Origin of the sequence: Mesorhizobium sp. M0751, from assembly GCF_040320265.1 — a bacterium.
Taxonomy (GTDB): Bacteria; Pseudomonadota; Alphaproteobacteria; order Rhizobiales; family Rhizobiaceae; genus Mesorhizobium.
This window is the reverse complement of sequence record NZ_JAMYPH010000038.1, coordinates 1-26,578: the sequence shown is the minus strand read 5'-3', so window position 1 is coordinate 26,578 and position 26,578 is coordinate 1. Positions and strand designations below refer to the sequence as shown.

Annotated in this window: 27 protein-coding genes; 8 read left to right on the top strand and 19 right to left on the bottom strand. The window is 63.0% G+C overall.

Annotated elements, in window-relative coordinates:
- Positions 1 to 133: 133 nt before the first annotated feature.
- Complete coding sequence (gene pncB, locus NKI19_RS31335) at positions 134 to 1,438, bottom strand: nicotinate phosphoribosyltransferase (RefSeq protein ID WP_254815847.1); 1,305 nt, start codon at positions 1,436 to 1,438, stop codon at positions 134 to 136.
- A 192-nt stretch (positions 1,439 to 1,630) separates the two neighbouring features.
- Positions 1,631 to 2,605 carry a transcriptional regulator GcvA gene (gene gcvA, locus NKI19_RS31330; protein WP_352467794.1) on the bottom strand — a complete coding sequence of 325 codons (975 nt, stop codon included), beginning with the start codon at positions 2,603 to 2,605 and terminating at the stop codon, positions 1,631 to 1,633.
- Positions 2,606 to 2,788: 183 nt separating this feature from the next.
- On the opposite strand from gcvA (NKI19_RS31330), the gene speB reads away from it, so the two are divergent.
- From speB to NKI19_RS31310, 4 genes are all read left to right on the top strand, one after another.
- A complete protein-coding gene (gene speB / locus NKI19_RS31325) occupies positions 2,789 to 3,847 on the top strand; it encodes an agmatinase (protein WP_352567501.1) in 1,059 nt (352 codons plus the stop codon).
- A gap of 134 nt (positions 3,848 to 3,981) precedes the next feature.
- A complete protein-coding gene (locus NKI19_RS31320) occupies positions 3,982 to 4,791 on the top strand; it encodes a transporter substrate-binding domain-containing protein (protein WP_352493433.1) in 810 nt (269 codons plus the stop codon).
- Between the two features lie 6 nt (positions 4,792 to 4,797).
- A complete protein-coding gene (locus tag NKI19_RS31315; RefSeq protein ID WP_352493432.1) occupies positions 4,798 to 5,466 on the top strand; it encodes an amino acid ABC transporter permease in 669 nt (222 codons plus the stop codon).
- The gene (locus tag NKI19_RS31310) at positions 5,463 to 6,110 is read left to right on the top strand and encodes an amino acid ABC transporter permease (RefSeq protein ID WP_352493431.1); all 648 of its coding nucleotides are present in this window, start codon (positions 5,463 to 5,465) and stop codon (positions 6,108 to 6,110) included. Before NKI19_RS31315 ends, NKI19_RS31310 begins: the two co-directional genes overlap by 4 nt.
- Positions 6,111 to 6,426: 316 nt before the next feature.
- Here NKI19_RS31310 and NKI19_RS31305 read toward each other — a convergent pair whose 3' ends face one another.
- Positions 6,427 to 7,488: an alkene reductase gene (locus NKI19_RS31305; RefSeq protein ID WP_352493430.1), complete on the bottom strand. Its 1,062-nt coding sequence runs from the start codon at positions 7,486 to 7,488 to the stop codon at positions 6,427 to 6,429.
- Between the two features lie 27 nt (positions 7,489 to 7,515).
- Between NKI19_RS31305 and NKI19_RS31300 the strand changes: the two genes are divergently transcribed.
- On the top strand, positions 7,516 to 8,424 hold the full coding sequence (locus NKI19_RS31300) for a LysR family transcriptional regulator (protein ID WP_352567502.1): 909 nt from the start codon (positions 7,516 to 7,518) through the stop codon (positions 8,422 to 8,424).
- Positions 8,425 to 8,728: 304 nt separating this feature from the next.
- Here the strand turns inward: NKI19_RS31300 and NKI19_RS31295 are convergent, their stop codons facing one another.
- Positions 8,729 to 10,132, bottom strand: coding sequence for an MATE family efflux transporter (locus NKI19_RS31295; RefSeq protein WP_352493428.1), 1,404 nt, complete (start codon positions 10,130 to 10,132; stop codon positions 8,729 to 8,731).
- Positions 10,133 to 10,365: 233 nt separating this feature from the next.
- Between NKI19_RS31295 and NKI19_RS31290 the strand changes: the two genes are divergently transcribed.
- A complete protein-coding gene (locus NKI19_RS31290) occupies positions 10,366 to 10,947 on the top strand; it encodes a histidine phosphatase family protein (protein WP_352493435.1) in 582 nt (193 codons plus the stop codon).
- 14 nt (positions 10,948 to 10,961) lie between these two features.
- On the opposite strand, the gene NKI19_RS31285 is transcribed toward NKI19_RS31290, so the two are convergent.
- From NKI19_RS31285 to gcvA (NKI19_RS31245), 9 genes are all read right to left on the bottom strand, one after another.
- On the bottom strand, positions 10,962 to 12,548 hold the full coding sequence (locus NKI19_RS31285) for an FGGY-family carbohydrate kinase (RefSeq protein ID WP_352493427.1): 1,587 nt from the start codon (positions 12,546 to 12,548) through the stop codon (positions 10,962 to 10,964).
- Positions 12,545 to 13,228, bottom strand: coding sequence for an HAD family hydrolase (locus NKI19_RS31280; RefSeq protein WP_352493426.1), 684 nt, complete (start codon positions 13,226 to 13,228; stop codon positions 12,545 to 12,547). Before NKI19_RS31280 ends, NKI19_RS31285 begins: the two co-directional genes overlap by 4 nt.
- Before the next feature lie 15 nt (positions 13,229 to 13,243).
- Positions 13,244 to 14,722 (bottom strand): mannitol dehydrogenase family protein, encoded by a 1,479-nt coding sequence (locus NKI19_RS31275; RefSeq protein WP_352567503.1) that lies wholly within the window; start codon positions 14,720 to 14,722, stop codon positions 13,244 to 13,246.
- A gap of 71 nt (positions 14,723 to 14,793) precedes the next feature.
- Positions 14,794 to 15,564: an L-iditol 2-dehydrogenase gene (locus NKI19_RS31270; RefSeq protein ID WP_352567504.1), complete on the bottom strand. Its 771-nt coding sequence runs from the start codon at positions 15,562 to 15,564 to the stop codon at positions 14,794 to 14,796.
- Positions 15,561 to 16,565, bottom strand: a complete 1,005-nt coding sequence (locus NKI19_RS31265) for an ABC transporter ATP-binding protein (protein ID WP_352567505.1) — start codon at positions 16,563 to 16,565, stop codon at positions 15,561 to 15,563. The genes NKI19_RS31270 and NKI19_RS31265 overlap by 4 nt, the downstream gene beginning before the upstream one ends.
- A 51-nt stretch (positions 16,566 to 16,616) precedes the next feature.
- Positions 16,617 to 17,441: a carbohydrate ABC transporter permease gene (locus NKI19_RS31260; RefSeq protein WP_352567506.1), complete on the bottom strand. Its 825-nt coding sequence runs from the start codon at positions 17,439 to 17,441 to the stop codon at positions 16,617 to 16,619.
- Between the two features lie 11 nt (positions 17,442 to 17,452).
- On the bottom strand, positions 17,453 to 18,325 hold the full coding sequence (locus tag NKI19_RS31255) for a carbohydrate ABC transporter permease (RefSeq protein ID WP_352567507.1): 873 nt from the start codon (positions 18,323 to 18,325) through the stop codon (positions 17,453 to 17,455).
- Positions 18,326 to 18,438: 113 nt separating this feature from the next.
- Entirely contained in the window at positions 18,439 to 19,749 is a 1,311-nt protein-coding gene (locus NKI19_RS31250) for an ABC transporter substrate-binding protein (protein ID WP_352567508.1), read from the bottom strand.
- Positions 19,750 to 19,962: 213 nt separating this feature from the next.
- Positions 19,963 to 20,874: a transcriptional regulator GcvA gene (gcvA, locus tag NKI19_RS31245; RefSeq protein WP_352567509.1), complete on the bottom strand. Its 912-nt coding sequence runs from the start codon at positions 20,872 to 20,874 to the stop codon at positions 19,963 to 19,965.
- Between the two features lie 110 nt (positions 20,875 to 20,984).
- Between gcvA (NKI19_RS31245) and NKI19_RS31240 the strand changes: the two genes are divergently transcribed.
- A complete protein-coding gene (locus tag NKI19_RS31240; RefSeq protein ID WP_352567510.1) occupies positions 20,985 to 21,170 on the top strand; it encodes a hypothetical protein in 186 nt (61 codons plus the stop codon).
- Positions 21,171 to 21,245: 75 nt separating this feature from the next.
- On the opposite strand, the gene NKI19_RS31235 is transcribed toward NKI19_RS31240, so the two are convergent.
- A complete protein-coding gene (locus NKI19_RS31235) occupies positions 21,246 to 22,205 on the bottom strand; it encodes a sugar-binding transcriptional regulator (RefSeq protein WP_352567511.1) in 960 nt (319 codons plus the stop codon).
- A 361-nt stretch (positions 22,206 to 22,566) separates the two neighbouring features.
- Here NKI19_RS31235 and NKI19_RS31230 point away from each other — a divergent pair, with 361 nt between their 5' ends.
- Positions 22,567 to 23,199: an HAD family hydrolase gene (locus NKI19_RS31230; RefSeq protein WP_352492197.1), complete on the top strand. Its 633-nt coding sequence runs from the start codon at positions 22,567 to 22,569 to the stop codon at positions 23,197 to 23,199.
- 15 nt (positions 23,200 to 23,214) lie between these two features.
- Here NKI19_RS31230 and NKI19_RS31225 read toward each other — a convergent pair whose 3' ends face one another.
- The 5 genes from NKI19_RS31225 to NKI19_RS31205 all read right to left on the bottom strand — a co-directional run bounded on the left by NKI19_RS31225 (position 23,215) and on the right by NKI19_RS31205 (position 26,405).
- Complete coding sequence (locus NKI19_RS31225) at positions 23,215 to 23,982, bottom strand: class II aldolase and adducin N-terminal domain-containing protein (RefSeq protein WP_352492196.1); 768 nt, start codon at positions 23,980 to 23,982, stop codon at positions 23,215 to 23,217.
- Positions 23,983 to 24,063: 81 nt separating this feature from the next.
- On the bottom strand, positions 24,064 to 24,705 hold the full coding sequence (gene ureG / locus NKI19_RS31220; protein WP_352492195.1) for an urease accessory protein UreG: 642 nt from the start codon (positions 24,703 to 24,705) through the stop codon (positions 24,064 to 24,066).
- Positions 24,702 to 25,142 (bottom strand): DUF3995 domain-containing protein, encoded by a 441-nt coding sequence (locus NKI19_RS31215; RefSeq protein ID WP_352492194.1) that lies wholly within the window; start codon positions 25,140 to 25,142, stop codon positions 24,702 to 24,704. The genes ureG and NKI19_RS31215 overlap by 4 nt, the downstream gene beginning before the upstream one ends.
- Entirely contained in the window at positions 25,139 to 25,840 is a 702-nt protein-coding gene (locus NKI19_RS31210; RefSeq protein WP_502899366.1) for an urease accessory protein UreF, read from the bottom strand. Before NKI19_RS31210 ends, NKI19_RS31215 begins: the two co-directional genes overlap by 4 nt.
- The gene (locus tag NKI19_RS31205) at positions 25,821 to 26,405 is read right to left on the bottom strand and encodes an urease accessory protein UreE (RefSeq protein WP_352492192.1); all 585 of its coding nucleotides are present in this window, start codon (positions 26,403 to 26,405) and stop codon (positions 25,821 to 25,823) included. The genes NKI19_RS31210 and NKI19_RS31205 overlap by 20 nt, the downstream gene beginning before the upstream one ends.
- Between the last annotated feature and the right edge of the window lie 173 nt (positions 26,406 to 26,578).

Sequence of the window (26,578 nt, the reverse complement as noted above, 5' to 3'; positions counted from 1 at the left end):
CCAAACTGTTCGCGATGTCCTCGCACACCTGTTCGCGATGTCCCCGGTCCAAACACCCCCAAGTGGGGGAGATGTCCGGCAGGACAGAGGGGGGCGCGAAGGAACTCATACTACGCAAGAGTTCCCCACACCCTCACACCTTGACCAACTGCTCGACGCGGTCCTTCTGGCCGAAGATGCGCAGATAGCGCTCGATCTCTTTCTCGTCGCCTGTCGACTTGGCCGGATTGTCGGAAAGCTTGACCGCCGGCCTGCCGTTGGCTTCGGTGACCTTGCAGACCAGCGAGATGGCGTCTAGCCGGTTGGTCTCGGTCGGCGCGCAGCCCTCGAAATCGTTGGTCAGGTTGGTGCCCCAGCCGAAGGACATGCGCACCTTGCCGCGGAAGTGGCGGTAGGTTTCCTCGATGGTCTCGACCTCAAGCCCGTCGGAAAAGATGAGCAGCTTCTGCTTGGGGTCCTTGCCCTTTTCGCGCCACCAGGAAATGATCTTCTCGCCGCCCTCGATCGGCGGCGCGCTGTCGGGGCGGAAGCCGGTCCAGTCGGCGACCCAGTCCGGCGCATCGCGCAGGAAAGCCGCGGTGCCGAAGGTGTCCGGCAGTACGATCAGCAAATTGCCGCCGTAGTAGCGCTGCCAGTCCTGCAGCACGTTGTAGGGCGACTGTTTCAATTCCTTTTCCGAATTAGTGAGCGCGGCGAACACCATCGGCAGTTCATGCGCGTTGGTGCCGAGCGCCTCGAGATCGTTGTCCATGGCGAGCAGCACATTGGAAGTGCCGGTGAAGGCCTCGCCGATGCCTTCCTTCAACGCTTCGACGCACCAGCGCTGCCACAGGAACGAATGACGGCGGCGGGTGCCGAAATCCGAGATGCGGATGCCGGGCAGCGCCTTCAGCCGCTCGGTCTTGGCCCACATCTTGGCCTTGGCGCGGGCATAGAGCACGTCGAGCGCGAACGGCCCGAACGCCCGCATGGCCGCGCGAGATCGAAGTTCATTGATAATTGCCAGCGCCGGGATCTCCCACAGCGTCGTGTACATCCACGGACCGCTGAAGGCGAGTTCGTATTGGCCGTCGCGCTTGGAAAGCTCGTATTCGGGCAGCCGGAAATTTTCCAGCCAGGCGAGGAATTCCGGTTCGAATATCTGCTTGCGGCCATAGAAGGTGTTGCCGCCGAGCCAGATCATCTCTTTCTTCGAGAAACGCAAGGTACGGGCATGGTCGAGCTGCTCGCGCAGCTCCGTCTCATCGATCTCCTCGGCAAGGCGGACCGAGGTGGTGCGGTTGATCAGCGAGAAGGTGGCGTCGACCTTGGGATACATGCCCCAGATCATCTGCAGCATCAGAAGCTTGTAGAAATCGGTGTCGAGCAAGCTGCGGACGATCGGGTCGAGCTTCCAGGTGTGGTTGTAGACGCGCCGCGCTATATCGGTCTTTGCCATCTCTCAATACCGCCTTCGCTGCTCGCTCTAGCTTTTGCCTAGCGCAATTCCGGACGGAAAACCGCTGCGCACTTTTCCTGGAATGCTCCAAATGCCTCTTAGCATCGAATTTTTGAAAGCGCCTCCCGCTTTGCGGACTGGCCCGACAAAAAGAAGCCCCTGCGGCAAGCGGCGCCCACCGCAGTATCGACCTCAGGATGCGGTCTTGGCGCCGACCACCTTGAGCGCCGGACGCTTGCGACGAGTGCCGATGCGGCCCGCCACCGGCGCATCGGCGCGGCGGTCGGCCTGCTCTTTCTCGGCAAACAGCCAGTCGATGAACAATTGCACGATCGGCGCCGACCTCATCTCATTGCGGCAGACGACGTAGAAATCGTCGACCGCCGGCACGGAAAGGCTGAACGGCGCGACAAGCAGGCCCCTGGCGAGCAGTCCGCTTGCCGTCACTGTATCGCCGAGCGCCACGCCATGGCCGTGGACAGCGGCCTCGGTCGCCATGCGCGCGTCGCCAAGGTGGTGACGGCGGCCGCGCTCCAGGTCCAGCGCGTCGGCGGCGGCCAGCCAGGTGTGCCATTCGCGGCCGTCGTCGCCATGCAGGAAGACGTGATCGGCGAGGTCGCGGACGGTGCGGATCGGGCGGTTGTTGATCAGCGTCGGGCTGACCACCGGGAAAAGTTCGAGACCCGACCATTTGCGCATCCAGCAATCGGTCCAGCTGCCGTCACCATAGTGCACGCAGACATCGATATGCGGTGCGCGGACGTCCTTGGCATCATTGGATGGGATCAGTGTCAGCCGGATATCCGGATATTGTGAAGTGAAGCTGCCCAGCCGCGGGATCATCCACAGCAACAGCAGCGCCGGCACGCAGGATACCGACAGCGCGCCGGTGCTGGCCGGCCTCGTCATGCGCTGGGTGGCGGCGGCAATGCCATCGAAGGCGGTCGACACCGCCGGCAGCAATTCGGCGCCGTGCGGCGTCAGCTTCACCCGCTGGCCGGCACGCTCGAACAGCTTGACGCCCAATGATTGCTCGAGGGCCTTGATCTGATGACTGATGGCGCCGTGGGTGACGTTGAGCTCAGCCGCCGCCTTGGTCAGTGAGGCATGGCGCGCCGTCGCCTCGAAGGCGCGCAGCGGGTTGAGCGGTGGCAATCGCTTGGCCATTGGAACCTGAACTCTGTGAGATTTTCTCACAACAAACACCCTAACAATATCAATTGATTTTTCAATGCAGCTACAGGACACTTTGCCCAGGCATTTGCATCAAGACGTGAAAGCTGCAGGCAGCCGACGGCTGCGGCTATCGAGGCCGCCGTCCGCGCGCCTCACCAGCCATGGAGGACCGACATGGGTTACGACCGCGGCAAGCTCGAAGCGTTGCGCCGCAAATACGGCGAGAGCCATGGCGGCGAAATGTTCGACCCGAAATTCCAGCGTGTCGCCGACAAGATCTTCTCCAAGAGCGGCACGCGGCTGGCGCCTTATTCCGGCATCCCGACCTTCCTCGCGGCGCCCTATCGTGAAATCGCCGCCGACAATCCGGATTTCGGCGATCTTCAGGTGGCGATGATCGGTGTGCCGATGGATCTGGGCGTCACCAACCGGCCGGGCGCCCGCTTCGGGCCGAGGGCGCTGCGCGCCATCGAGCGCATCGGCCCCTACAACCATGTGCTGGAATGCGCGCCAACGCATGAGCTGAAGGTCGCAGACATCGGCGACGTGCCGTTCCAGAGCCGCTACCGGCTGGAGACCAGCCATGACGACATCGAACGCCGCACCAACCAGATCGTCGACGCCGGCGTCCTGCCCTTGTCCGTCGGCGGCGACCATTCGATCAGCCACCCGATCCTGAAGGCTGTCGGCAGACAAGCGCCGGTGGGCATGATCCATATCGACGCGCACTGCGATACCAGCGGCCTGTTCGACATGACCAAGTTCCACCATGGCGGGCCGTTCCGCAACGCGGTGCTGGACGGCGTGCTCGACCCGAGCCGCACCATCCAGATCGGCATTCGCGGCTCGGCCGAGTACCTTTGGGAGTTCACCTATGAGTCCGGTATGACCGTGGTGCATGCCGAAGAGGTGACCGGCCTCGGCATTCCCGCCATCATCGAGAAGGCGCGCAGGATAGTCGGCGACGGCCCGACCTATGTCTCCTTCGATATAGACAGCGTCGATCCGGCCTTCGCGCCGGGCACCGGCACACCGGAAGTCGGCGGGCTGACGACGCGCGAAGTGCTCGAGCTGCTGCGCGGCCTGAAAGGCCTCAACATCGTCGGCGGCGACGTCGTCGAGGTGGCACCGCAGTACGACGCAACCACCAACACGGCGCACGCCGGCGCGCAGGTGCTGTTCGAGATCCTCAGCCTGATGGTCTTCAGCCCGGCAATCACTAAGGCGGGCTGACGCGTTCGACCATGATCCCGAAAAGTCGGAACCGGTTTTCGCCATCATGGTCCACTAGAGAATCCAAAGGCGACCGCCGCGCTGGAGCCGGCGGTTGCACTCAAACAAACAAGCTTCCAGCAGGGGAAATGACAATGACACTTCACATGAAACTCAAATCATCTATCGCCGCCGTGCTGATGCTCGGCGCGACCGGTCTTGGTTTCACCACCCAGGCCGCCAATGCCGACGCGATCGACGAGATCGCCAAGGCCGGCGCGATCAATGTCGGCATCTTTTCCGACTTCCCGCCTTTCTCCTCGGCCAGCGCCGATATGAGTATCAAGGGCTACGACATCGACGTGGCGCAGTCCATCGCCGACCAGCTCAAGGTCAAGCTCAATCTGGTCAGCGTGACCGGCCAGAACCGCATTCCGTATCTGACCGACAAGCGCGTCGACCTGCTGATGAGCGTCGGCTACTCCAAGGAGCGTGAGCAGGTGATCGATTTCGCCGCCGCCTACGCGCCTTACTACATCGCCGTCATCGGCCCGGCAGCACTTGCGGTCAAAGGCAAGGAAGACCTCGCCGACAAGTCGATCGCCGTCAATCGCGGCACGCTGGAAGACACCTCGCTGACCGAGGCGGCACCGGCCTCGGCCGACATCCGCCGTTTCGACAATTACAATTCCGTCATCCAGGCGTTCATCTCGGGCCAGACTCAACTGATGGTCGTCGGCAACGATGTCGGCGCCCAGGTGCTCGCCCGCCAGGAGGCGCTGAAGCCGGAGCAGAAATTCCAGCTTCTCACCTCGCCCTCGCATATCGGCCTCAACAAGAAGGAAGACCGCCTGAAGCAAGCGATCAACGATGCGGTTGCCAAGATGCTGGCCGACGGCAAACTGGACGAAAGCTCGAAGGCCTGGCTGAAGACACCGCTCGATCCCGCCAATCTCAAGGATTGACGGCCAGTGACCTATAGCCTCGACTTCGGCTGGCTTGCCGGGGCGACAGGGGCGATCGCGCGCGGTGCGGCCACGACGATCCTGTTGATCGCCGTGACCACGCTGGCGGGAACGTTGCTCAGCATCCTCGGCGCGGCAGGGCAGCGGAACGGTCCGCTGCTGCTCAAGCGGGCGATCGGCGTCTATGTCGAGGTGATCCGCAACACGCCGTTCCTGGTGCAGCTGTTCTTCATCTTCTTCGGGCTGCCCAGCATCGGCGTCAGGCTCGATCCGGTGCTGGCAGCCATGCTGGCGATGACACTCAACATGGCCGCCTACACGATCGAGATCGTTGGCGCCGGGCTCGACGCGGTGCCGCCCGGGCAGACGGAAGCGGCACTGGCGCTTGGCCTCAGGCCGCGTCAGGTCTTCATCAAGATCGTGCTGCCGCAGGCGCTCAAGGTGATCCATCCGGCGCTGACCAGCCAGATCGTCATCATGATGCTGGAATCCGCCGTGGTGTCGCAGATCGCGGTGCGCGAGCTGACCTATGAAGCCGACATGCTGCAGGCGCGCACGTTCCGGGCTTTCGAGACCTATTTCGTGGTGACGATGGTCTATCTCGTCCTGTCGATTGGGCTGCGCCGGCTGCTGGTCGGCGGCGGGCGCCGGCTTCTCGGAGCCGGCGTGTCATGATCGAATTCACCTTCTGGGACATTCTGCGCAACCTGCTGCTGGCGGCGCGCTGGACGGTGCTCTTGTCGTTGGCCGCCTTTGTCGGCGGGGCCGTGGTCGGCATGATCGTGCTGTTCTTCCGGATCGCCAAGAATAAATGGGCGCGGCGGCTTGCCTCCGGCTACATCGCGCTTTTCCAGGGCACGCCGCTGCTGATGCAGCTGTTCCTGATGTTCTTCGGCCTGCCGATGCTGGGCCTGCGCATCGAGCCGTGGACCGCGGCGGTGCTTGGCCTGACCTTCTTTGCCAGCGCCTATCTCGCCGAGATCTGGCGCGGCGGCGTCGACGCACTGCCGCGCGGCCAGTGGGACGCCGGTGCCAGCCTCGGCCTGCACTATCTGCAGGAGCTCAGGCTGATCGTCCTGCCGCAGGCGTTTTCGATCACCCGCGCGCCGACCGTCGGCTTTCTGGTGCAGTTGATCAAGTCGACCGCGCTGACCTCGATCATCGGTTTCGAGGAGCTGGTGAGGACATCCAACGCGATCAACAATGCGACCTTCGAACCGTTCAAAGTCTACGGGCTGGTAGCGCTGATCTTCTTCGTCATGTGCTTTCCGCTGACGCAATACGCACGTTCGCTCGAACAGCGGGCGGCTGCCCGCTGAGGGGGCGCATGTTGTTTGGGTCATTTGACGACGCTAGCCTTCGTCAACTTTTGACCCCGAGCAGGCTCTCCCAGGTGAAGGCGCGCATGACTGCTTTGTGCCTCTGGCCGAGAAGTTTGGTAATCTGTCGGCTGTCGATCCCATTCGAAGACGCGCTGCTCCTGGCAGAACGAACTGAAATGTGACGCTGGAGCGGTCATCCGCGGCGAACAGATGACCGCTTCACTCGACGGTCTTACTGTGTCGCAAGATCGGACTTTGATGGGAAGCTGCCCAGCCGCTTTCAGTGCTGAGACCAATTTAAGCGGACCTCCTCTCAAGGTATCGGCGAGAGCCTCGGATAGTCAGTGTAACCCTCAGGGCCTTCGCCGTAGAACGTGTCCTTGTTCGGTGTGTTCAGAGGCAGGCCCTGCCAAAGACGCTCGGCGAGATCGGGAGTAGCTATGTAGTCTCGACCAAATGCCAGGGCGTCAGCAATGCCGGTGTCGATAAACCGCTCCCCGTCTTTCTTCGTCATAAGCTCGTTGGCGATGACCGGGCCGCCGAACCGTCTCTTGATCTCACCGAGCAGGCTGTCTTCGGCCTCGATCTCGCGGACGAAGATGAAGGCAATCTTCCGCTTGGCAAGTTCGTCGGCAACATAGCCGAAGATCGCCTTGGGATTGCTGTCTCCCATATCATGCTCCTCGCCCCGAGGTCGGAGATGCACGCCGACACGATCAGCACCCCACACCTCTATCACTGTATCCACGATCTCGAGGAGGAACCTGGCGCGGTTCTCGACCGAGCCGCCATAGCGATCGGTGCGCTTGTTGGTCTTGTCCTGCAGGAACTGGTCAACGAGATAGCCATTGGCGGCGTGCAACTCGATCCCATCAAAACCAGCCGCCTTCGCACGCTCGGCGCCCTGTCGAAAGTCATCGACGATGCCGGGGATTTCCTCTGTTTCCAAAGCACGTGGAACAGGATGCGGCCGCTTGGGTCGTAATGCCGAGACGTGACCAGCCGCGGCGATTGCGCTCGGTGCCACCGGAAGCCTGTCTTCGAGGAGTTCGGGGTCGGATATGCGGCCAACATGCCAGAGCTGCAGGAGTATGCGGCCACCGGCTTCGTGAACCTCCCGGGTGACGTGCCGCCAGCCTTCGACCTGGGCATTGTTCCAAATACCGGGCGTCCCCCAGTAACCGACGCCTTGTGGGGACACCGAGGTCGCTTCGCTCAGGATCACGCCCGCGCCGGCCCGTTGCCGATAGTATTCTGCCATCATGGCATTCGGCACGCGATCGACGCCAGCGCGCTTGCGGGTGAGTGGGGCCATGATGATGCGGTTCGGCAGCTCAATCGCACCAATCCTCAACGGGTCGAACAAACGGGACATCTGCAACTCCTTGGACAGAGAGCACATATGGCCGCGCAGCGTTTCGGAGACAATTGCGCTGCAGGTCGTCAGATCGTAGATTTGAGGTTGTCAATTGAGGCGCGTCAGATGGCTCCCACGAACACCTTTGCTGGCGTTGAAGTCTTCATCAGCGTGGTGAAATCCGGATCGTTCACTGCGGCGGCTGCTCGGTTCGGCATCACCAAGTCAGCGGTCGCTAAATCGGTGACACAACTGGAAAGTCGGCTTGGCGTCAAGCTGCTGCATCGGACCACACGTCGACTGTCGTTAACACCCGAGGGCGCGGCGTACCTCGAGCAAGCCGAGGCCGCCCTTGATCAGCTACGGTCAGCGGAGGAGGTTGCGCGCTCGAGGGCAAGCACGGTGCGGGGTGTGCTGCGTGTGGACTTACCGGCGGCATTTGGCCGTCGGATCGCCATGCCGATCCTGCTGGACATCCTCACGGCACACCCGGATCTGCGCTTGGCCGCCAGCTTTTCGGATCGGATCATCGATCCTGTTGAGGAAGGGGTAGACCTGTGCCTTCGGTTCGGTGAGCTACCGGATCGAACCGACATCGCTGCCCGGCCGCTCGGATCACAACGCCTTCTCCTTTGTGCGGCGCCCAGTTATTTGGAAGCGTCTGGCACGCCGGTGAGCCAGAGTGACCTTCACCACCATGCCTGTATTCTAGGAAGCCGGCCTGGCCGACCAGTTTCCTGGCGCTTTCTCGATGAGGAAGGTCGTGTCCAGTCTTTTGACCCGCCGGCAACTCACCAAGCAAGCGACGGCGAGGTGGTCATCGAAATGGCCGTTGCCGGTTTCGGCCTATGTCAAATGCCGCAGTCACTTGTCCAGGCTTACATCGATCGGCGTGAACTGGCCGTAGCGCTGCCAGATCAATACCAGGTGCAATCGCCACTGAACGCGGTCTAGCCAACCACCCGTACCATGCTCCCGAGGGTCCGTCTGGTGGTCGACGAACTCGTTCGACGGGCCGATGCGGGAACGCTGTAAGAGCCAACACCGCCGCCGATTAAGAACGGCGGCTTATCGCAATCCCGGCCGAAACCCGCCAGGCCGCTCACTGCCCTAGTGAGACGTCCATTGCCTCGGTGCTAGTCTAAGCGTCCGCTCATGGCACATATCGGACGTTTCGTGAGCCGGTCTGTAGACGTCGGTTAATCTGCCACAATGGCAGGACACGACGACCACCAGACGAACCGGCAGCCGCTTTGCCTCAACGCTCGAATACCAGCGGCGGCGCGATCCTGTCCCGCCGCAGCCAGCGCGCCAGCAAGAGCGCGGCGACCACCGCTAGGCCCGACGACAGGCCAATCCAGATGCCGATGCCATTGAAGCCGAACCGGAAGGCCAGCAGCACGCCGAGCGGCAGGCCGATGCCCCAATAGCCGATCGCGGCATAGATCATCGGCACCTTGGTGTCGTGCAGGCCGCGCAGCATGCCGCTGGCGACCGCCTGCGCGCCGTCAAAAACCTGGAACAGCGCGGCAAAGGCGAGGAACGACACGGCAAGCGCCACCACCTCGGCATTAGCCGGATTGCCCAGATCGATGAAGGCACCGATCAAGAGATGCGGCCACAGGATCATCACCAGCCCCATCAGCGCCATGAAGGAGACACCGACGACATAGGCGGTCCAGCCAGCCCGGCTGACACCTTCCGGATTGCCGGCGCCGTGGGCAAGCCCGACACGCACCGTCACCGCCTGGTTGAGGCCGAGCGGCACCATGAAGGTGATCGAGGCGATCTGGATGGCGATCGCATGGGCGGCAAGCGAAGCCGCATCTATCAGGCCCATGAGAAAGGCCGCCGCGTTGAAGATCGTCACCTCGAAGGCCAGGAGGCCGGCGATCGGCAGGCCGAGCCGCAGCAGGCCCTTGAAGCGCGGCCAATCGGCGCGCCAGAAGCGTCCGAACAGACGATAGCGCCGGAATTTCTTCTCAAGCATCACCACCGCCGCCATGCCGGCGAACATGAGTGTGCTGGACAGTGTGGTGGCAAGGCCGGAGCCGGCAATGCCCATCGACGGGATGCCGAGATTGCCGAACATGAACAGCCAGTTGAAGAAGGCGTTGCAGGCGACGGCAACGAAGACGATGATCAGCGCCCAGCCCGGCCGCTCCAGCGCCGAAATGAACGAGCGCAGGACGATGTAGCCGAAAAAGGGCAGCACCGCCCATTCGAGCCAGCGCAGATAGACGCCGGCCTGGTGCGCCAGCGCCGGCTCCTGACCCATGGCCAGCAACACGCTCTCGCCATGCCAGAGAAGGACCCAGATCGGAATGCAGATGAGGATCGACAGCCACAGGCCCTGGCGCACGGTGCGGCGCAGGTCGCGCACCGAGTGGCGGCGACGGCCGAGCTCGGTCGCCATCATCGGCGAGGTCGCCAGCATCAGGCCGAGCCCGAAGATCAGCGGCATGAAATAGAGGTTGGCACCAAGCGCGCCGCTGGCCAGCGTGTCCGGCCCCAGCCGCCCCATCATCATGACGTCGGTAGCGGTCATCGCGGTCTGGCCGAGATTGGTCAGCACCATCGGCCAGGCGAGCGCCAGCATCGCCCTGATTTCCCGACGCCAAAGGTTTTCCGGCGCGCGAGCGTCGGCTTCGATCGCAGACATTCTAGTTTTCCGCCTATCCGATTGCGGCACGTCGGCAAAAGCCGGAAGCCGCGTCTCAGCGCGGAAAATGGCCAAGTTCGGCCGGATTCCGCATTAGGACGGGTTTGTCTATCAAATGAGCACCGGTGGCAAGAGGCTGACTTGCGGAAGGGTTAAGCCAGTCTGCTCAACGCAGGCTATTGGAGAGGCTATGGAAGCCGCTATGGTCACGGTAGATCCATTTGAAAGGCACCCTGATGAGCGCGTTTCCCGAAATCTATCTGGTTCGGCATGGCGAGACGGAATGGAGTGCGTCCGGAAAACATACCGGCCGGACCGACATACCGCTGACGCCGGCCGGCGAGGACGCGGCGAGGCGGGTCACTGAGCGTCTAAAGGGCCTGTCCTTCTCGGCGGTGTGGTCGAGCCCGTCGCAGCGCGCCTTCAACACCTGTGCGCTGGCCGGCTTCGGCTCGTCCGGCGTGAAGAAGGACGATCTGGCGGAGTGGGATTATGGTGCCTATGAGGGATTGACCACCAAGCAAATCCTCGCCGAGCGTCCCGTCTGGCGGCTTTTTCGCGACGGCTGCCCGAGGGGCGAGTCGGCCGCGGATGTCGGCTCGAGGGCGGACCGGATCGTCAGCCAGTTGCACGAGGCCGGCAGCAATGTCCTGATCTTCTCAAGCTCGCATTTCCTGCGGGTGCTGGCCGCACGCTGGCTCGGCCTGCCGCCGCAAGGTGGCGCGCTTTTCGTGCTGGATACCGCCGGCGTGAGCGTGCTCGGCTACGAGCACGATTTTGACGAACCGGTAGTCCGGCGCTGGAACCAGAGATAGCTGCCGATCCCGGTCTATCGGATCGCGTCCAGCGCCTGCCTTTGCCGATGCATCTCTCGAAACACGCGATAGTCGCGGTCGAACCGGCCGGCAGCAGCCGGATTGGGCTCTCGTGTCTTGCCGCCTTGCTGCATCCCGACGCAGGCAGCGTTCAAATCGGGAAAAAGCCGGGCAGCGGTGGCGGCAATCATGCCGGTGCCGAGCAGCACCGCCTCGTCCGCCAGCGGCTCGACCACCGTGCAGCCGGTGGCGTCGGCATAGAGCTCCATCAACAGCGGGTTCTTGGTGTGGCCGCCGGTAACGTGCAGCGTATCGATCAGATAGCCGTTTTCGTTCAGCGCTTCCAGCACGTGGCGGACGCCAAGCGCGATGCTGACGGCGCTGCGCCAGTAGAGCTTGCACAGGCTGTCGAAGGAGGCATCCAGCGTCAGCCCGCTGATGACGCCGACGGCATGCGGGTCGGCGAGCGGCGAGCGGTTGCCGTGGAAATCGGGCAGTACGTGAAGCCTGGCGGCGAGGTTGCCACCCTCGGCGGCGCGCAGCTCGGCGACGCGGCGGGCGATCCTGGCATGCATGGCGGCATCCGGTTCGCCGCCGGCGCCGTGCCAGCGGATGATGTGATCGAGCAGCGCGCCGGTGGCCGACTGGCCGCCTTCCGACAGCCACAGACCGGGAAGGGCGGCGCCGTAATACGGCCCCCAGACACCGGCGAAAGGCTGCGGGTCGGGCGACATCGCCATGACGCAACTCGACGTGCCGGCGATCAGGGCCAGATGGCGGCCGATGTCCTTCGCGTCACCGGCGAAGCCGCCGAGCACGCCAAGCGCGCCGGCATAGGCATCGATGACGCCGGCGCCGACCCGGCATTTCTCGGTGAGGCCAAGCTCCGCCGCGGCTTGCGCGCTGAGCGGCCCGATATCGGCGCCGACCGGGCTTGCCTTTTCCGGCAGATTGCCGTGCTCGAAAAGGTCGCCGAGCCCGACCGCTTCGAAGAAGTCGCGCCGCCAGCCGGTCTCTTCATGGGCCAGATAGGTCCATTTGGCGGTCAGCGTGCATTGCGAACGGGCGAGCGAGCCGGTTGCCTTCCAGCTCAGGAAGTCGGTGAGGTCGAATAGGTAGCCGGCTTCGTTCCATGTTCCGGGTAGGTTGCGCTTCAGCCACATCAGCTTCGGCGTCTCCATTTCCGGCGACATGACGCCGCCGATATAGTCGAGCACGGCGTGGCCGCTTTCGGTGCATTCATCGGCCTCGGCAATGGCGCGATGGTCGAGCCAGACAATGGTGTCCCAGCGCCTTTCACCAGTGACGGACACGCTGAGCTGGCCGCCATGCCGGTCTCGCACCACCAGCGAGCAGGTGGCGTCAAAGGAGATGCCGACGATATCCTCAGCCTTCACGTCCGCCTTTTCGCGGGCAGCGCGGACGGCAATGCACACCGCCGACCAGATATCCTGCGAATCGTGCTCGGCATGGTCGGCCTTCGGCTGTTGCATGGCGATCGGGTGCTCGGCGCGGCCGAGCAAGGCGCCACCGGTGTCGAGAATGCCGGCACGGGCGCTTCCGGTGCCGACATCGACCGCGCAAACGAAACTGTTGGTCAAGGTGTTCTTGCTCTCGCTCCCAGGCCTGCAATCAGATCGGGCAATTGCAGCATGTCAGCGAATATAAAGTCCGGCTCACTCGACGCAAGTCGCGCTTTCAATGCCGGGTTGCCGGTGTGCGAGCCGCCGGTGAAGGCGAGGACGCGCATGCCGGCCGCCCGCGCCGCTTCGATGCCGGCCGGGCTGTCCTCGACGACAAGGCAGTTTCGCGGGGCCGCTCCCATTTTATCTGCTGCATGGAGAAAGAGATCGGGCGCCGGTTTGCCCCGTGCCACCATGGCGGCGCTGAACAGATGCGGCTCCAGCAGCCCAAGCAATCCCGTAACCTGGAGCGCATAGCGGATGCGCTCCAGCGTGCCGGAGGAGGCGACGCAGCACGGCACGCCGAGCTTCGGCAGGACTTGTGCGATGCCTGGCATCGGTTTCAGCTCCTGGCGGAACTTGCGCATCAGTTCGGAGCGCATCTCGATCAGATGCTGGTCGGTGAGATCGAGCCCGAAGTCGCTTGCGAGGATTTCGCGGACGCTCTTCATGCTCTTACCGAGGAAGTGCTCGTAGGCAATGTCCTCGCTGACGTTGCCGCCGGCAAGCGCGATCATCTCCAGCAACGCCGCGACGGACAGCATCTCGCTATCCACCAGCACGCCGTCACAGTCGAAAATGACCAGTTCAGGCGCCATCGCGCTGGATCGGCTTCAGAGGTCGCCGGCGAGATAGCGCGTCAGTGTCGCGCGCGCGCCGTCCGCCCACAGCGATTTGAGCGCATGGGCGAACGCTTCGGCGAACGGCGGCGAGCGGCCGACATCGCCATAGATGTCCTCCATGGCAAGCCAGGCGGCAGGCAGGTCCCTGGCCGCCTTGGCGGTGGCCTGCAGCCGGCCCCAGTTCGGGTCGTTGGGCTCGGTGACGGCACCGGAATCCGTCGTGCCGAAGCAGTAACGACACCAGAGCGCCGATTCCAGCGCCAGGCCGACGACGCTCTTGCCGGCCTTCAGCCGGTCGGCGATGGTCGGAATGATGAATTTCGGCTGGCGGTTGGAGCCGTCGAGGCAGAGCCGGCGTATAGTGTCGCCGATCTTCGGGTTGGAGAATCGGTGCTCGATAAGCTGGTAATAGTCCTCCAGCACGGTGTCCGGCACCGGCGGTACGGTCGGGATGATTTCGTCATGCTCGAGCTTGTCGAGGAAGCCGCGTACCAGCGGCTCCTGCATCGCCTCATGGACGAAATGGATGTCCATCAGCCCGGCCGGATAGGCGATGGTCGCATGACCGCCATTGAGGATGCGGATCTTCATCAGCTCATAAGGTGCGACATCGCTGACGAACTGCACGCCGACCTGTTCCAGCGGCGGCCTTCCGTCGGTGAAACGGTCCTCCAGCACCCATTGCTTGAACGGCTCGCAAAACACCGGCCAATTGTCGTCGAGGCCGAATTCACTGGAGAGAATGCCGCGCTCGCGGTCGGTGGTCGCCGGCGTGATGCGGTCGACCATGCCATTGGGAAAGGCGACGTTTTCGCTCACCCAGTTTGCCAGATTCTCGTCGATCAGCCGCGCCAGCCCGATGACGCCATCGGAGGTGACATGGCCGTTATGGGGGATGTTGTCGCAGGACATGACTGTGAAAGGCACGATGCCGTCGGCGCGGCGGCGCAGCAGCCCGGCGAGGATGAGGCCGAAGACGGTCTTCGGCGTCGCCCCCGGCTCAGCGTCGGCAACGATGTCGGGATGCGTCGGATTGAAGACGCCGGAAGCCGGATCGATGAAATAGCCGCCCTCGGTGATGGTCAGGGAAACGATCTTGATCGCCGGATCGGCAAGCTGCTCGACGATTGCGATCGCGTCGCCAGGCATTAGGAAATCGATCATGACGCCGGTGACGCGCGCACTCATATGGCCGCTGTCCTGCTCGACCACGGTGGTCAGCCAGTCCTGCTCCTGCAGCTTGCCGCGGCCGACCTTCTCGCCCTCGAAGACGCCGGCGCCGACAATGGCCCAGTCGTGGCCGACGCCGGAATTGAACAGGTCGTCGAGATAGACGGCCTGGTGCGAGCGATGGAAATTGCCGACGCCGAAATGCACGATGCCGGCCTTGAGCGCGGCGCGATCGTATTTCGGGCCGGCGACCTTGGGCGGCAGCTTGGCGAGGATGGAAGAAGAGAGTTTCACGGTCATCTGTTTTTACCCTTTAGCGGGACGGCTCTTCCCCCCGTGGAGGAGACGGGGAGAAGAGCGCCTTCGCCCCCTCAACTCATCCACTGGCCGCCATCGACATTATAGGTCTGGGCAACGATATATTCGGCCTCGTCGCTGGCCAGGAACACCGCCATGCCGGTGAGGTCTTGCGCCGTGCCCATGCGGCCATAAGGCACGGCTTCGCCGACCAGTCTCTTTTTTTCGCCCTTCGGCCGGTTCTCGAACTTGGCGAACAAGGCATCGACATGGTCCCAATGCTCGCCGTCGACGACACCCGGGGCGATGGCATTGACGTTGATGCGGTGCTTGATCAGGTCGAGCCCTGCCGACTGGGTGAGCGAGATGACCGCCGCCTTGGTGGCGCAGTAGACGGCGACCAGCGCCTCGCCGCGGCGCCCGGCCTGGCTTGCCATATTGATGATCTTGCCGCCCTTGCCGCGGGCAATCATCGAACGGGCGGCGGCCTGCAGCGTAAACAGCGTGCCGGCGACGTTGACCGAGAACAATTTGTCGTAGCTTGTCTTGCTGATCTCGACGATCGGCGCCAGGTCGAACAGGGCAGCGTTGTTGATCAAGATATCGAGGCCGCCGGCCCTGGCTTCGACCGCCTTGACGGCCGCATCGATAGACGCGAGATCAGTGACGTCCAGCTTCACCGCGTAGGCATTGCGGCCGATTTCCGAAGCCGTCTTCTCGGCGGCTTCGAGATTGATGTCGCCAATCGCAACCGTCGCCCCTTCGCGCATATAGGCTTCGGCAAATGCCCTGCCGATGCCGCGCGCCGATCCGGTAATCAGCGCCGATTTACCTCCGAGCCTCATTGCAGCATCGCCTTGCCGTCGGCGCCGAAACGATGCAGCTTGGTCTTGTCCGGCGTCAGGTAGATCGTGTCGCCGTGATGGACGGGCAATTCGCCGTCGGCGCGTACCGTCAGCTGCCCGACACCATCCGCCTGGACGTGCAGGAACGTGTCGGAGCCGAGATGCTCGGCAACGCCGACCGTCGCCTTCCAGTCGCCTGACGTCTTCGAAATGTTCATATGTTCCGGACGGATGCCGACTGTCCTGGCGCCATATTTGGCGGCCGGCGCGCCTTCAATCAGGTTCATCTTCGGCGAACCGATAAAACCGGCGACGAACAGGTTCTTGGGCGTCTTGTAGAGCTCCATCGGCGAGCCGACCTGCTCGATATTGCCGGCATTGAGCACCACGATCTTGTCGGCCATGGTCATCGCCTCGATCTGGTCGTGGGTGACGTAGACCATGGTTGTCTTGAGTTGGTGGTGCAGCTCGCTGATCTCCAGCCGCATGGTGCCGCGCAGCGCCGCATCGAGATTGGACAAAGGCTCGTCGAACAGGAAGGCCGATGGCTGGCGCACAATGGCGCGGCCGATGGCGACGCGCTGCCGCTGGCCGCCTGAGAGCTGGCCGGGACGGCGATCGAGATAGTTCGTGAGGTTCAGGATCCGCGCGGCGTCCTTCACCTTCTTGTCGATGGTGGCTTTGTCCTCGCCCGCCATCTTCAACGGGAAAGCGATGTTCTTGGCCACCGTCATGTGCGGGTAGAGCGCGTAGGACTGGAACACCATGGCCAGCTTGCGCTTGGCCGGCGCCTCACCGGTGACGTCGCGGCCATCGATATTGATGGTGCCGCCGCTGGTGTCCTCCAGGCCGGCGATCAGACGCAGCAGCGTTGACTTGCCGCAGCCTGACGGGCCGACGAAGACGACGAACTCGCCGTTCTCGATGACCAGGTCGAGGCCGGGAATGATGGACGTCGCCCCGAAGGATTTGGAGACGTTCTTGAGCGTGATGTTTCCCATGTTTTCCTCCCCCGAAGGGCTATTTCGTCGTTTTCTGTCAGGCAGTTTCCGTTACTTCACCGCCCCGAACGTTAGGCCGCGTACCAGCTGCTTCTGGCTGAACCAGCCCATGATCAGGATCGGCGCGATCGCCAGCGTCGAGGCGGCCGAAAGCTTGGCCCAGAACAGCCCCTGCGGGCTGGAGAAAGAGCTGATGAAGGCGGTGAGCGGCGCTGCCTCGGTGGTGGTCAGCCGGATCGTCCAGAACGCCTCGTTCCAGGCCAGGATGATGTTGAGCAGCATGGTCGAGGCGATGCCTGGCACCGCCATCGGCGTCAGCACATAGATGATCTCGTTCCAGAGCGACGCGCCGTCCATGCGCGCCGCTTCCAGGATCTCGCCCGGGATCTCGCGGAAATAGGTGTAGAGCATCCAGACCACGATCGGCAGGTTGATCAGCATCAGCATGATCATCAGGCCGATGCGACTGTCGAGCAGTCCGGTGTCGCGGAAGATCAGATAGATCGGGAACAGCACGGCAACCGCCGGCATCATCTTGGTGGAAAGCATCCACATCAGGATGTCCTTGGTCCATTTGCCTGGCGAAAACGCCATCGACCATGCCGCCGGTATGGCGACGAGCAAAGCCAGGATGGTCGAGCCGACCGACAGGAACACCGAGTTCAGGAAGAACTTGAAATAGCCGTTCTGTGCCTGGACTTCGGAATAGCTCTCCATTGTCCCCGACGGCACTAGGTTGAAGCCCTGGATGGCCTCCTGCTCCGACTTGAACGAGGTGATGATCGTGTAGAGGATCGGGAAGAAGATCAGCAGAGCGACAATCCAGGCGGCCGCGGTCGCGATCGTCTTGTGCCGGGTGGTGACTGCACGGGCCATCATTTCCTCCCTTATTTGTCCAGGTTCTTGCCGACGGCGCGCATGGCGAAGAAGGCAACGATGTTGGCAAGAATGACGGCGATGACACCGCCGGCTGACGCCTGGCCGATTTTGAACTCCAGCAGTGCCTTCTGGTAGACGAGGAAGGGCAGGTTGGTGGAGGCATAACCCGGGCCGCCATTGGTGGTGACGAGGATCTCGGCATAGACCGACAACAGGAAGATCGTCTGAATCAGGATGACGACGGTGATGGCGCGCGACATGTGCGGCAGCGTCAAATAGATGAAGCGGCTGACAAAGCCGGCGCCGTCCATCTCGGCGGCTTCCTTCTGCTCGCCGTCGAGCGACTGAAGCGACGTCAAAAGGATCAGCGTCGCAAACGGCAGCCATTGCCAGGCAACGATGATGATGACCGCCGTGAGTGGATGCTGTCCGAACCAGTCGATCGGCTGCCCGCCGAAGAAGCGCGCAATGTCGGCAAAGACGCCGTATTGCGGATGCATGATCATGTTCTTCCAGACGAGTGCCGCCACCGGCGGCATGACGAAGAACGGCGAGATGACGAGAATGCGGACGATGCCCTGCCCCCACATCGGCTGATCGATCAGCAGCGCCAGCGCGATGCCGCCGATGACGGTGATCAAGAGCACACTGACCACGATGGTAAGCGTGTTGAGGATCGACTGCAGGAATGCCGGGTTGGAATAGAACAGCGCGTAGTTCGAAAAGCCGACGAAGCCGTCGCGCATCGGATTGAGCGGATTGTACTGCTGGAAGGAGAACCACAGCGTGAATGCCAGCGGCACAATCATCCAAACCAGCAGCAGCACCACGGATGGCGCCATCATGAAGCGGGCAAGCGAACGGGTCTGCTGAGTAGCCATGACGGTCACCCTTCGAGGTCAGCCAAGTTTTTCAGCGGTGTAAAGCTGGCCGCCCGAACTGGGATTCGGGCGGCCGTTGCCGGCCATGATACGCGGCCGGCACCGGGAGGAGCTTACTTGATGTAACCGCCCTCGGTCATCGTCGCGGTGGCCGCGTCCTGCGCCTGCTTCAAGGCATCGTCGACGCTCGACTGGCCGGCAAGTGCCGCCGAGAAGAGCTGGCCGACAGTGGTGCCGAGACCCTGGAACTCAGGAATGGCGACGAACTGGACGCCGACATAAGGCACCGGCTTGACGGTCGGGTGCGTCGGATCGGCGGAGTTGATCGAGTCCAGCGTCATCTTGGCGAAAGGCGCTGCCTTCTGGTACTCGGGATTGGCATAGAGCGAGGAGCGCGTTCCCGGCGGTACGTTGGCCCAACCTTCCTTCGAGGCGACGAGCTCGGCATAGTGCTTGCTGGTTGCCCAGGACACGAACTTTTGTGCGGCGTCGGCCTTCTGGGTGCCAGCGGGGATGGCCAGCGACCAGGCCCACAGCCAATTGCCGCGCTTGCCGAGGCCATTGTCCGGTGCCAGCGCATAGCCGACCTTGTCGGCGACGGTGGAGTTCTTCGGGTCGGAAACGAAGGAGGCAGCGACGGTGGCGTCGATCCACATGCCGCATTTGCCCTGCTGGAATAACGCCAGGTTTTCGTTGAAGCCGTTGGACGACGCACCCTCGGGGCCGTCGGCCTTCATCAGGTCGACATAGAATTGCAGCGTGTTCTTCCATTCGGGCTGATCGAATTGCGGCTTCCAGTTCTCGTCGAACCAGCGCGCGCCGAACGAGTTCGACATGGCGGTCAGGAAGGCCATGTTCTCGCCCCAGCCTGCCTTGCCGCGCAGGCAGACACCGTTCACGCCGTTGGCGCGGTCGGTCATCTTGTCGGCGGCCTGCTTGATGAAGTCCCAGGTCGGTGCGTCGGGCATCTTGAGTCCGGCCTTGTCCATCAGATCCTTGCGGTACATGACGAAGGAGCTTTCGCCGTAGAACGGCGCTGCGTAGAGCTTGCCGTCGACCGACAGGCCGCCGGCTATGGCCGGAATGATGTCCTTGACGTCGTAATCGTCGCCGAGCTTGTCGAGCGGCAAAAGCCAGTTCTGCTTGGCCCAGATCGGCACTTCGTAGGTGCCGATGGTCATCACGTCGTACTGGCCACCCTTGGTGGCGATGTCGGTGGTGACGCGCTCGCGCAGGACGTTTTCCTCGAGCGTGACCCACTGCAGCTGAATGTCGGGATTCTTCGAGGTGAAGTCGTCGGTCAGCTTCTGCATGCGGACCATGTCGCCATTGTTGACCGTGGCGATGGTGATGGATTCGGCATGCGCGGCGAAAGCAAGCGCGCTGGCCGAGAACAGGCCTAGGGTGAACGTGCGAAGTTTCATCAAAATTCCTCCCATATACCAAGATGAGCATTTGCCTTGGCTGTGAGCAATTACTCACTTGCGATGAATTATGTCAAGACGGATTCGTTGCTGCAGCGCAGCACGCCGGTCTCGTGCAGCGACAAGCCTGGGACGTTTGCGGCATGTCTGACGAAGGATTCGGCCGGGCTAATTGGGCCAGGAGCTTTGCTATCGGGTTTGCTGGGATCCAGCCTATTGGCAAGCGATCTCACTCAGGATCCAATCGCGGAAGGCGCGGATCTTCGGCACGTTGCGCCGCGCGGTCGGATAGACCAGCCAATAGGCATGGCCGTCGTCACCGACCAGATCAAAGGGCTGGATCAGGCGGCCGTCGGCAAGTTCGGTCTTGAACAGCGCCTTGGTAACGATCGCCACGCCGTGGCCGGCAATCGCGGCATTGGCCTCATAGGCCTGTGCGCCCATGCTGGTGCCGGGGCGCTTGGCCAGCTCCGCGACCGGCAGGCCGGCGGCGGCAAACCAGTCCCGCCACCAGATGTCGCCCGGGTCGAGGATCGGCAGCCGCAGCAGGTCGGCCGGCTCTTTGACGCCGCCGATGCTTGCCGCGAGCTTTGGACTAAGAACGGGCGTGAAATCGGCCCTGAAAAGCATATGGGTCTCGACGCCCGGCCAGTTGCCGCCGCCGGAGCGGATGGCGATGTCGATGTCCTCTCTGGCAAAGTCGACAACCCTGTTCGAAGTATCGACGCGCACCGCCAGCGACGGATGCGCGACCTGGAACGAACCGAGATGCTGCGCCAGCCAATTGGAGGCAAAGGTCAGCAGCGTCGAAACGCAAAGCACGCCGTCGGCGCCGGTGCGCGCGGCGGCATAGGCGCCGCTCAACAGCGCGAATGCCTCGCTGACCGCGGGCGCCAAGCGCTGGCCGGGTTCGGTCAGCACGATCTGTTTTGGCTGGCGCAGGAACAAGGGCGCGCCAACGCGCTCCTCCAGAAGCTTGATCTGATAGCTTGCGGCCGCCTGCGTCATGCCAAGCTCCTGGGCGGCCTTGGTGAACGAGAGATGCCGCGCCACCGCCTCGAACACCCGGATCGCCTGAAGCGGAGGAAGCTGCGAAACCAGCTGTCGTGAATTGAGCTCCGGCATAAGCCCTCCTTATGGGCAGTGATCGACGTTTGATTGGCGGCACCGGCCGGTCCTACCGATATTCCGCGCTGAAGATCAATTACGCCTAGAGATAGTGAAGGCTGACGATCATGACCACAATACAGGAAAAGCTGCTTCTTGCTCCAGCCCATGGCTGGTTTTCACGGCTGGCGCGGGGATTGGCGAGACACACGGCGCGCAAACGCGCCTACCTCGACGTCCGCGAACTGCCGCCGCATCTGCAGCGCGACATGGGCTTCCTCGACGGCAACGATCCTTGCGGCCGGCACCAGTAGTGTCGCTCTTTTTATCGGGGATTCAGCTGCGTTTCAATTTCACATGATCGTTTCCGACCGCCAGCGGCTCGGAGATCATGCACCCGCCAGCAAGGCGGCGGCGGTCCGCTCATCGGTGATGAGGCCGTTGACCAGCCGCCGGTTGACGGCGGCGAAGATGCCCGGCAGCTTGCGGTCGCCCATGGCAAGCGCGATCACCAGCGACTTTTCGCGCGACGGCAGCGGCGCCGACGACACCCGGTCGTTGGTGATGCCCTCGATCATGCGGCCGTCGCGATCGAATACCCAGCCGACGATCTCGGCGATACCGCCGGCCTTCTGCAGCGCCTTCAATTCACCCTCCGAAATGAAGCCGTCCTCGTAGAGCGGCGCCTTCGGGCCGAGATCGCCTATGCCGACAAAGGTGACGTCGGCCTCGGCCGCAAGCGCCAGCGTCGGCTGGATCATCGGCTGGCTGAGCAGCATCTCGCGCTCCTCCGGCGAGGAGGCGATGACCGGCAAAGGCATCGGAAACGAGCGCGCCTTGACCCTGTCGGCCATGGTGAAGATGACGTTGTAGAAGGCGGCCGAGCCGTCCGGCGAGATATTGCCGGTCAGCGATACCACCTTGTGCTGCGGGCATTCCATCGGCGGCAGCTGCTCGATCGCCGCCTTCAGCGTGCGGCCGGTGCCGATCGCCATGACGATCGGTGTGGGCGACCGCAGCCGCCGCTCGATCTCGGCCGCCGCTGCCTCGGCGACGCCGATGACGGTGGAGGAGGAGGAGGGATCACTCGGCACCACCTCGACCAGATCAAGCGCAAAGCGCGATTTCAGCCTTGCCGCAAGGTCGAGGCAATTGGCGATCGGATGGTCGACGCGCACCTTGATCAGCCCTTCGGAGACCGCGAGCGACACCAGCCGCTGCGCCGTCTGCCGGGAGATGCCAAGCGTAGCGGCGATCTGGTCCTGGGTGTTGCCTGCGACATAATAGAGCCAGCCGGCGCGCGCCGCGTCGTCCAGCCTGTTGCCGCCGCTATCCTGCCGCGAATTCAAGTTCGTGCCTCCCAACCCCGCCGAGCACAAGAGGCGGAGCACCATAGTTTCGCAGGGAATGAACTTGCGCGCAATTGCCTATTGTAAGAGCAATTGCTTAGGGCTGAAACCTGGTGTTTGGAGCGAAGGGACGGGTCGACCCAGTCTCGTTGCAACAGCAAGGCTGTCGAGGTCGCACCAATCTTGGTTCTAAAGCGCGTCGCGTTCGATCGGCCTCATGCGGCGCGTTTTAGGTTCTTTTTTATGCATGTCGTCATCGCAAAACCGCTGCACACTTTTGCGCGACACGCATTAGCGGGGACGCGGCGGTTTATCTCCCGCGCTAAACGCTTTAAGGGATTTTTTGAGAATGGAGCCTTGCATGACGCCGAAAGCGGTTTTCTGGGACATGGACGGCACGCTGGTCGACAGCGAGCCGCTGCACGAGGCAGCGCTGATTGCGGCGCTGCACAGCGTCGGCATCGCACCGCCGGCCAACTTGCACGAGCGGGTGCTCGGCATCGCCGCATGGCCGGTCTACGAAATGCTGCGCGACGAGTTCGGCCTCGACCTGCCTTTCGACGACTGGATCGTGCGCAAATACGATCACTATCTGCCGATGGCCGAAACGCTGATGCCACGCACCGGCGCGATCGAGATTTTCAATGAGCTGCGCGCGCTTGGCGTGCCGCAAGCGGTGGTGTCCAACTCGGACAGGCTGATCGTCGATGCCAATCTGCGCGCGGTTGGCCTTTTCTACCCCGGCATGAAGACCATCAGCCGCAACGACGTGCGCGAAGGCAAGCCGCATGCCGAACCTTTCCTGCGCGCCGCCTGGCTGGCCGACGTCGATCCCGCCGAGGCCGTGGCAGTCGACGACAGCGTGACCGGCGCCACGGCAGGGCTGGCGGCGGGAATGAAGACGGTCTTCTGGCCGGAGGCGCCGATGGAAGGGCCGCCGGGGGCGATTGTCATCAACAGCGCCGACGAATTGCGGGCCGAACTGGGACTTTAAAGCTTTAACGGGCGCTCAGTTCCGGTAGGCAGGCTCCTGCTCGTCGAGTATAGCCTTCAGTTCGGAGAGGTGGCGCTCGGCCTGGCCGGGATAGTCTTCCTGTTCCCTTGCCGCCTTTTCGGCGATCTCATCCGACAGTACCCGCAGCGGCCGGCCGGTCCACAGCGCCTTGATATAGGTTTCGGCGGCGCGCTCGAAATAGAACATGCGGTTGAAGGTATCGGCGACGCTGTCGCCGATGACCAGCACGCCATGGTTGCCCATCACCATCACCTTGACCTTCGGGTCGACAAGAAGCTGCGAGCAGCGCTCGCCCTCTTCCTCGAAGGCCAGCCCGCCATAGTGAGCGTCGACGACATGGCGGTTGAAGAAGATCGCCGAGTTCTGGTCGATCGGCGGCAGCGTCGAGTCGGCGAGCGAGGCAAGCACGGTGGCGTGGATCGAGTGGACATGCATGACGCAGCACGCATGACGCACGTTGCGATGGATAGCACCATGCAGGCCCCACGCCGTCGGATCGGGCGCATTCGGGCCGACCAGCGTGTCGGGATCATTGGCGTCGATCAGAAGCAGGTCGCTCGCCTTGATGCGCGAGAAATGCACCTGGTTAGGGTTCATCAGGAATTGCGAGCCATCGTCGTTGACCGCCAGCGAAAAATGATTGGCCACCGCCTCATGCATGTTGAGCCGCGCCGTCCAGCGGAAGGCGCAAGCCAGATCGACGCGCTCCTCATAGAACGGCAGGTTGGTCAGCACTTCCTTCTGCAGGCGCGTGATGCTCATCGTAAACCTCCGTGAAAGAAGCAAGGATGCCGCGCGGCTGGAACACGCGCAACCGGTTTCGTTTGGTGCAGGCGAGCGCCGTTATGCCGCCGTGCTGGTGGCCGTGCCGACCCTGAGCCCGCCATGTTCGACGATGAAATCGATCACTTCCTGCAGTCCCTTGCCGCGCGACAGGTCGGTGAAGCCGAACGGCCGTTTGCCGCGCATGCGGGCAGCGTCGCGTTCCATGATGTCGAGATTGACGTTTACATAGGGCGCAAGATCGCTCTTGTTGATGACCAGGAAATCGGACCGGGTGATCGCCGGCCCACCCTTGCGCGGTATCTCCTCGCCCTGACAGACCGAGATGACATAAAGCGTCAGATCGGCAAGGTCCGGCGAGAAGGTGGCGGCGAGGTTGTCGCCGCCCGATTCGATGAAGACGATATCGAGGTCCGGAAATTTCCTGGTCATCTCGGCAATCGCCTGCAGATTGATCGAGGCGTCCTCGCGGATGGCGGTGTGCGGACAGCCGCCGGTCTCGACGCCGACGATGCGATCCTCGGGCAGTGCCTGCAGCCGGGCCAGCATCATGGCGTCTTCCTTGGTGTAGATGTCGTTGGTGACGACGGCGATCGAGAACTCGTCACGCAGCGCCTTGCAGAGCTTTTCGGTGAGCGTCGTCTTGCCCGAGCCGACCGGACCGCCAATGCCGATGCGAAGTGGACCGTTGGGCGATATCATGCGGGGAACTCCGTGAAGGCAAGAATGGCGAAGCCAAGCCCGATCAGCAGGCACAGCGGCGAATAGTAACGCAGATCGAGCCGCGAGAAAGGCTGTTCGGGCGTCAGCCGGCGCCACCAGGGCGTGAAGCCGGCAATGCCGCGCGCCAGGAAAACCAGTGCGATGAGCAGTGACGTGGCGGCAAGCCCGGCCTTGGGAAACGGCGTGGCAAAGATGCCCTCGAGCGCCATCGGCCACAGTGTCGCCAGGCCGAGACATGCGGCGACGGCGAAGCTGGCGAAGGGTGCCGGCATCTCGTCGACGCCGCGAAAGCCGATGACCGCACGGGCGCAGGAAGCCGCGTCCCTGCCCGGCCAGATGCCGCCAATGCCCCAATAGACATGCAACGCGGTGATCAGCAGCAGGACGAGCGAGAGCGCGAAAGCGAGGACGATCATGAACGGAACAGCCGCGAGTACTGGATTTCGTGCTTCATCGCCATGATATCCGAGACGAAGGCGCAGCCGCCGAGGTCGTCTGTTGTCGAGCCGGCGGCGCGGTCGGCGGTAGCCAGGGCAAGCGGCTCGAAGCCGGCGAGCAGCGTCATCGCGGCACTCTGTCCGACGATGCCAAGCCGGATCGCAGCCTGGACGAGATTGGAGAAGAAGGCCTGCAGAAAGGCCGCCAGGGCGTCCCGCAGCGCAATACCGTGGCCGCCGGCGACGGCACCGACGGCAACGCAATAGGCACATTCGACCGGCAGGCGATCCAACACCTGGCATGGCCAAGCCGAGGCCGCCTTCAGGAAGGCGGCGCCCTGCAGCATGGTCTCGGTATGACGCTCGCGTGAGCCTGCCAGAGCTTCGGCAAGGGCAACGATTTCATCGAGATCGCTGGCTTCTCGCGCCCTGCGCCAGCTTTCGGCAAACAGCACCGCATCGTTCCACCCGGAACCCATCTCGACCAGCGTCTCCAACCACGCGGCGAGGTCTTTGCCGTCGGCAACCAGCCCGGCATGCACGGCTTGTTCCAGGCCATGGCTGTAGGAAAAACCGCCGACCGGAAAAGACGGCGACAGCCACGCCATCAGCCGCAACAAAGCAACGTTGGAAGGCTGGGCCACGTTGGAGGGCTGGTCAGTCATGGTCATGGTCATGCGAATGGCTGTGGGAATGCGATTCGCTATGGCTATGGGAATGCGATTCGGCGTGGCTGTGTGCATGCACCTCGGCATGAGCATGGCCGTGGCCGCCATGCCCGGAATAGGCGCCGCGCAGCGGCTTGAACGGCTCGGAGACTTCGCTCACCGTGGCGCCCAATCCCTCCAGCATCGCCTTGATGACATGGTCGCGCAGAATGAGGATGCGCCCAGCTTCGATGGCGGCTGCGAGATGGCGGTTGCCGATGTGCCAGGCTAGCTCGGCCAGATGGACAGAGTCGCTGGCCCGGACGTCGTAGAGCGGCTCCTCGGCCGCGATGATCTCGATGTGGCGGCCATCCTCCAGCACCAGCCGGTCGCCATGGTTCAACGTCACCGGTTCGGGCAGGTCGACCAGCACCTTGTCGCTACGGGCCGTTTCGATGGCGCGACGGCGCAGATGCCGCTCGTCATGGGCAAGCACCGCACTGTCGTATGGCGTGGTGGTTCCGGCTTCACCTGCGGCCAGGACGGCCACGGCGCGCGGGAATTTGGTGAAGTCGGTGCGGATATCGAGCTTCATGTAAAAACTGCCTCTCCCAAAAAAGCCTAGACTAGTTTCCGTCCACAAACACGTGTATTTCGCAGCGTTCACAGAGGTTTATGCTAGGCTGGGTCGCCTTAGCGACGGGATGGATGGGATCACGGGCGCTGACCGTCGACAAGATAGCGTGGTCAGCACTATCAGCCGCACGC

What these genes read in the sequence shown, in the direction of transcription:
- NKI19_RS31300 (WP_352567502.1), top strand. Translation starts at nt 7,516, where the DNA reads ATGGCCGCGCAGCGTTTCGGAGACAATTGCGCTGCAGGTCGTCAGATC.
- NKI19_RS31280 (WP_352493426.1), bottom strand. Translation starts at nt 13,228, where the DNA reads ATGGCGCCTGAACTGGTCATTTTCGACTGTGACGGCGTGCTGGTGGAT.
- NKI19_RS31265 (WP_352567505.1), bottom strand. Translation starts at nt 16,565, where the DNA reads ATGGGAAACATCACGCTCAAGAACGTCTCCAAATCCTTCGGGGCGACG.
- NKI19_RS31270 (WP_352567504.1), bottom strand. Translation starts at nt 15,564, where the DNA reads ATGAGGCTCGGAGGTAAATCGGCGCTGATTACCGGATCGGCGCGCGGC.
- NKI19_RS31295 (WP_352493428.1), bottom strand. Translation starts at nt 10,132, where the DNA reads ATGTCTGCGATCGAAGCCGACGCTCGCGCGCCGGAAAACCTTTGGCGT.
- pncB (WP_254815847.1), bottom strand. Translation starts at nt 1,438, where the DNA reads ATGGCAAAGACCGATATAGCGCGGCGCGTCTACAACCACACCTGGAAG.
- gcvA (WP_352567509.1), bottom strand. Translation starts at nt 20,874, where the DNA reads ATGCCGGAGCTCAATTCACGACAGCTGGTTTCGCAGCTTCCTCCGCTT.
- NKI19_RS31310 (WP_352493431.1), top strand. Translation starts at nt 5,463, where the DNA reads ATGATCGAATTCACCTTCTGGGACATTCTGCGCAACCTGCTGCTGGCG.
- NKI19_RS31255 (WP_352567507.1), bottom strand. Translation starts at nt 18,325, where the DNA reads ATGGCTACTCAGCAGACCCGTTCGCTTGCCCGCTTCATGATGGCGCCA.
- NKI19_RS31205 (WP_352492192.1), bottom strand. Translation starts at nt 26,405, where the DNA reads ATGAAGCTCGATATCCGCACCGACTTCACCAAATTCCCGCGCGCCGTG.
- ureG (WP_352492195.1), bottom strand. Translation starts at nt 24,705, where the DNA reads ATGATATCGCCCAACGGTCCACTTCGCATCGGCATTGGCGGTCCGGTC.
- speB (WP_352567501.1), top strand. Translation starts at nt 2,789, where the DNA reads ATGGGTTACGACCGCGGCAAGCTCGAAGCGTTGCGCCGCAAATACGGC.
- NKI19_RS31225 (WP_352492196.1), bottom strand. Translation starts at nt 23,982, where the DNA reads ATGAGCATCACGCGCCTGCAGAAGGAAGTGCTGACCAACCTGCCGTTC.
- gcvA (WP_352467794.1), bottom strand. Translation starts at nt 2,605, where the DNA reads ATGGCCAAGCGATTGCCACCGCTCAACCCGCTGCGCGCCTTCGAGGCG.
- NKI19_RS31305 (WP_352493430.1), bottom strand. Translation starts at nt 7,488, where the DNA reads ATGTCCCGTTTGTTCGACCCGTTGAGGATTGGTGCGATTGAGCTGCCG.
- NKI19_RS31275 (WP_352567503.1), bottom strand. Translation starts at nt 14,722, where the DNA reads ATGACCGTGAAACTCTCTTCTTCCATCCTCGCCAAGCTGCCGCCCAAG.
- NKI19_RS31240 (WP_352567510.1), top strand. Translation starts at nt 20,985, where the DNA reads ATGACCACAATACAGGAAAAGCTGCTTCTTGCTCCAGCCCATGGCTGG.
- NKI19_RS31215 (WP_352492194.1), bottom strand. Translation starts at nt 25,142, where the DNA reads ATGATCGTCCTCGCTTTCGCGCTCTCGCTCGTCCTGCTGCTGATCACC.
- NKI19_RS31210 (WP_502899366.1), bottom strand. Translation starts at nt 25,840, where the DNA reads ATGACCATGACCATGACTGACCAGCCCTCCAACGTGGCCCAGCCTTCC.
- NKI19_RS31230 (WP_352492197.1), top strand. Translation starts at nt 22,567, where the DNA reads ATGACGCCGAAAGCGGTTTTCTGGGACATGGACGGCACGCTGGTCGAC.
- NKI19_RS31320 (WP_352493433.1), top strand. Translation starts at nt 3,982, where the DNA reads ATGACACTTCACATGAAACTCAAATCATCTATCGCCGCCGTGCTGATG.
- NKI19_RS31250 (WP_352567508.1), bottom strand. Translation starts at nt 19,749, where the DNA reads ATGAAACTTCGCACGTTCACCCTAGGCCTGTTCTCGGCCAGCGCGCTT.
- NKI19_RS31260 (WP_352567506.1), bottom strand. Translation starts at nt 17,441, where the DNA reads ATGGCCCGTGCAGTCACCACCCGGCACAAGACGATCGCGACCGCGGCC.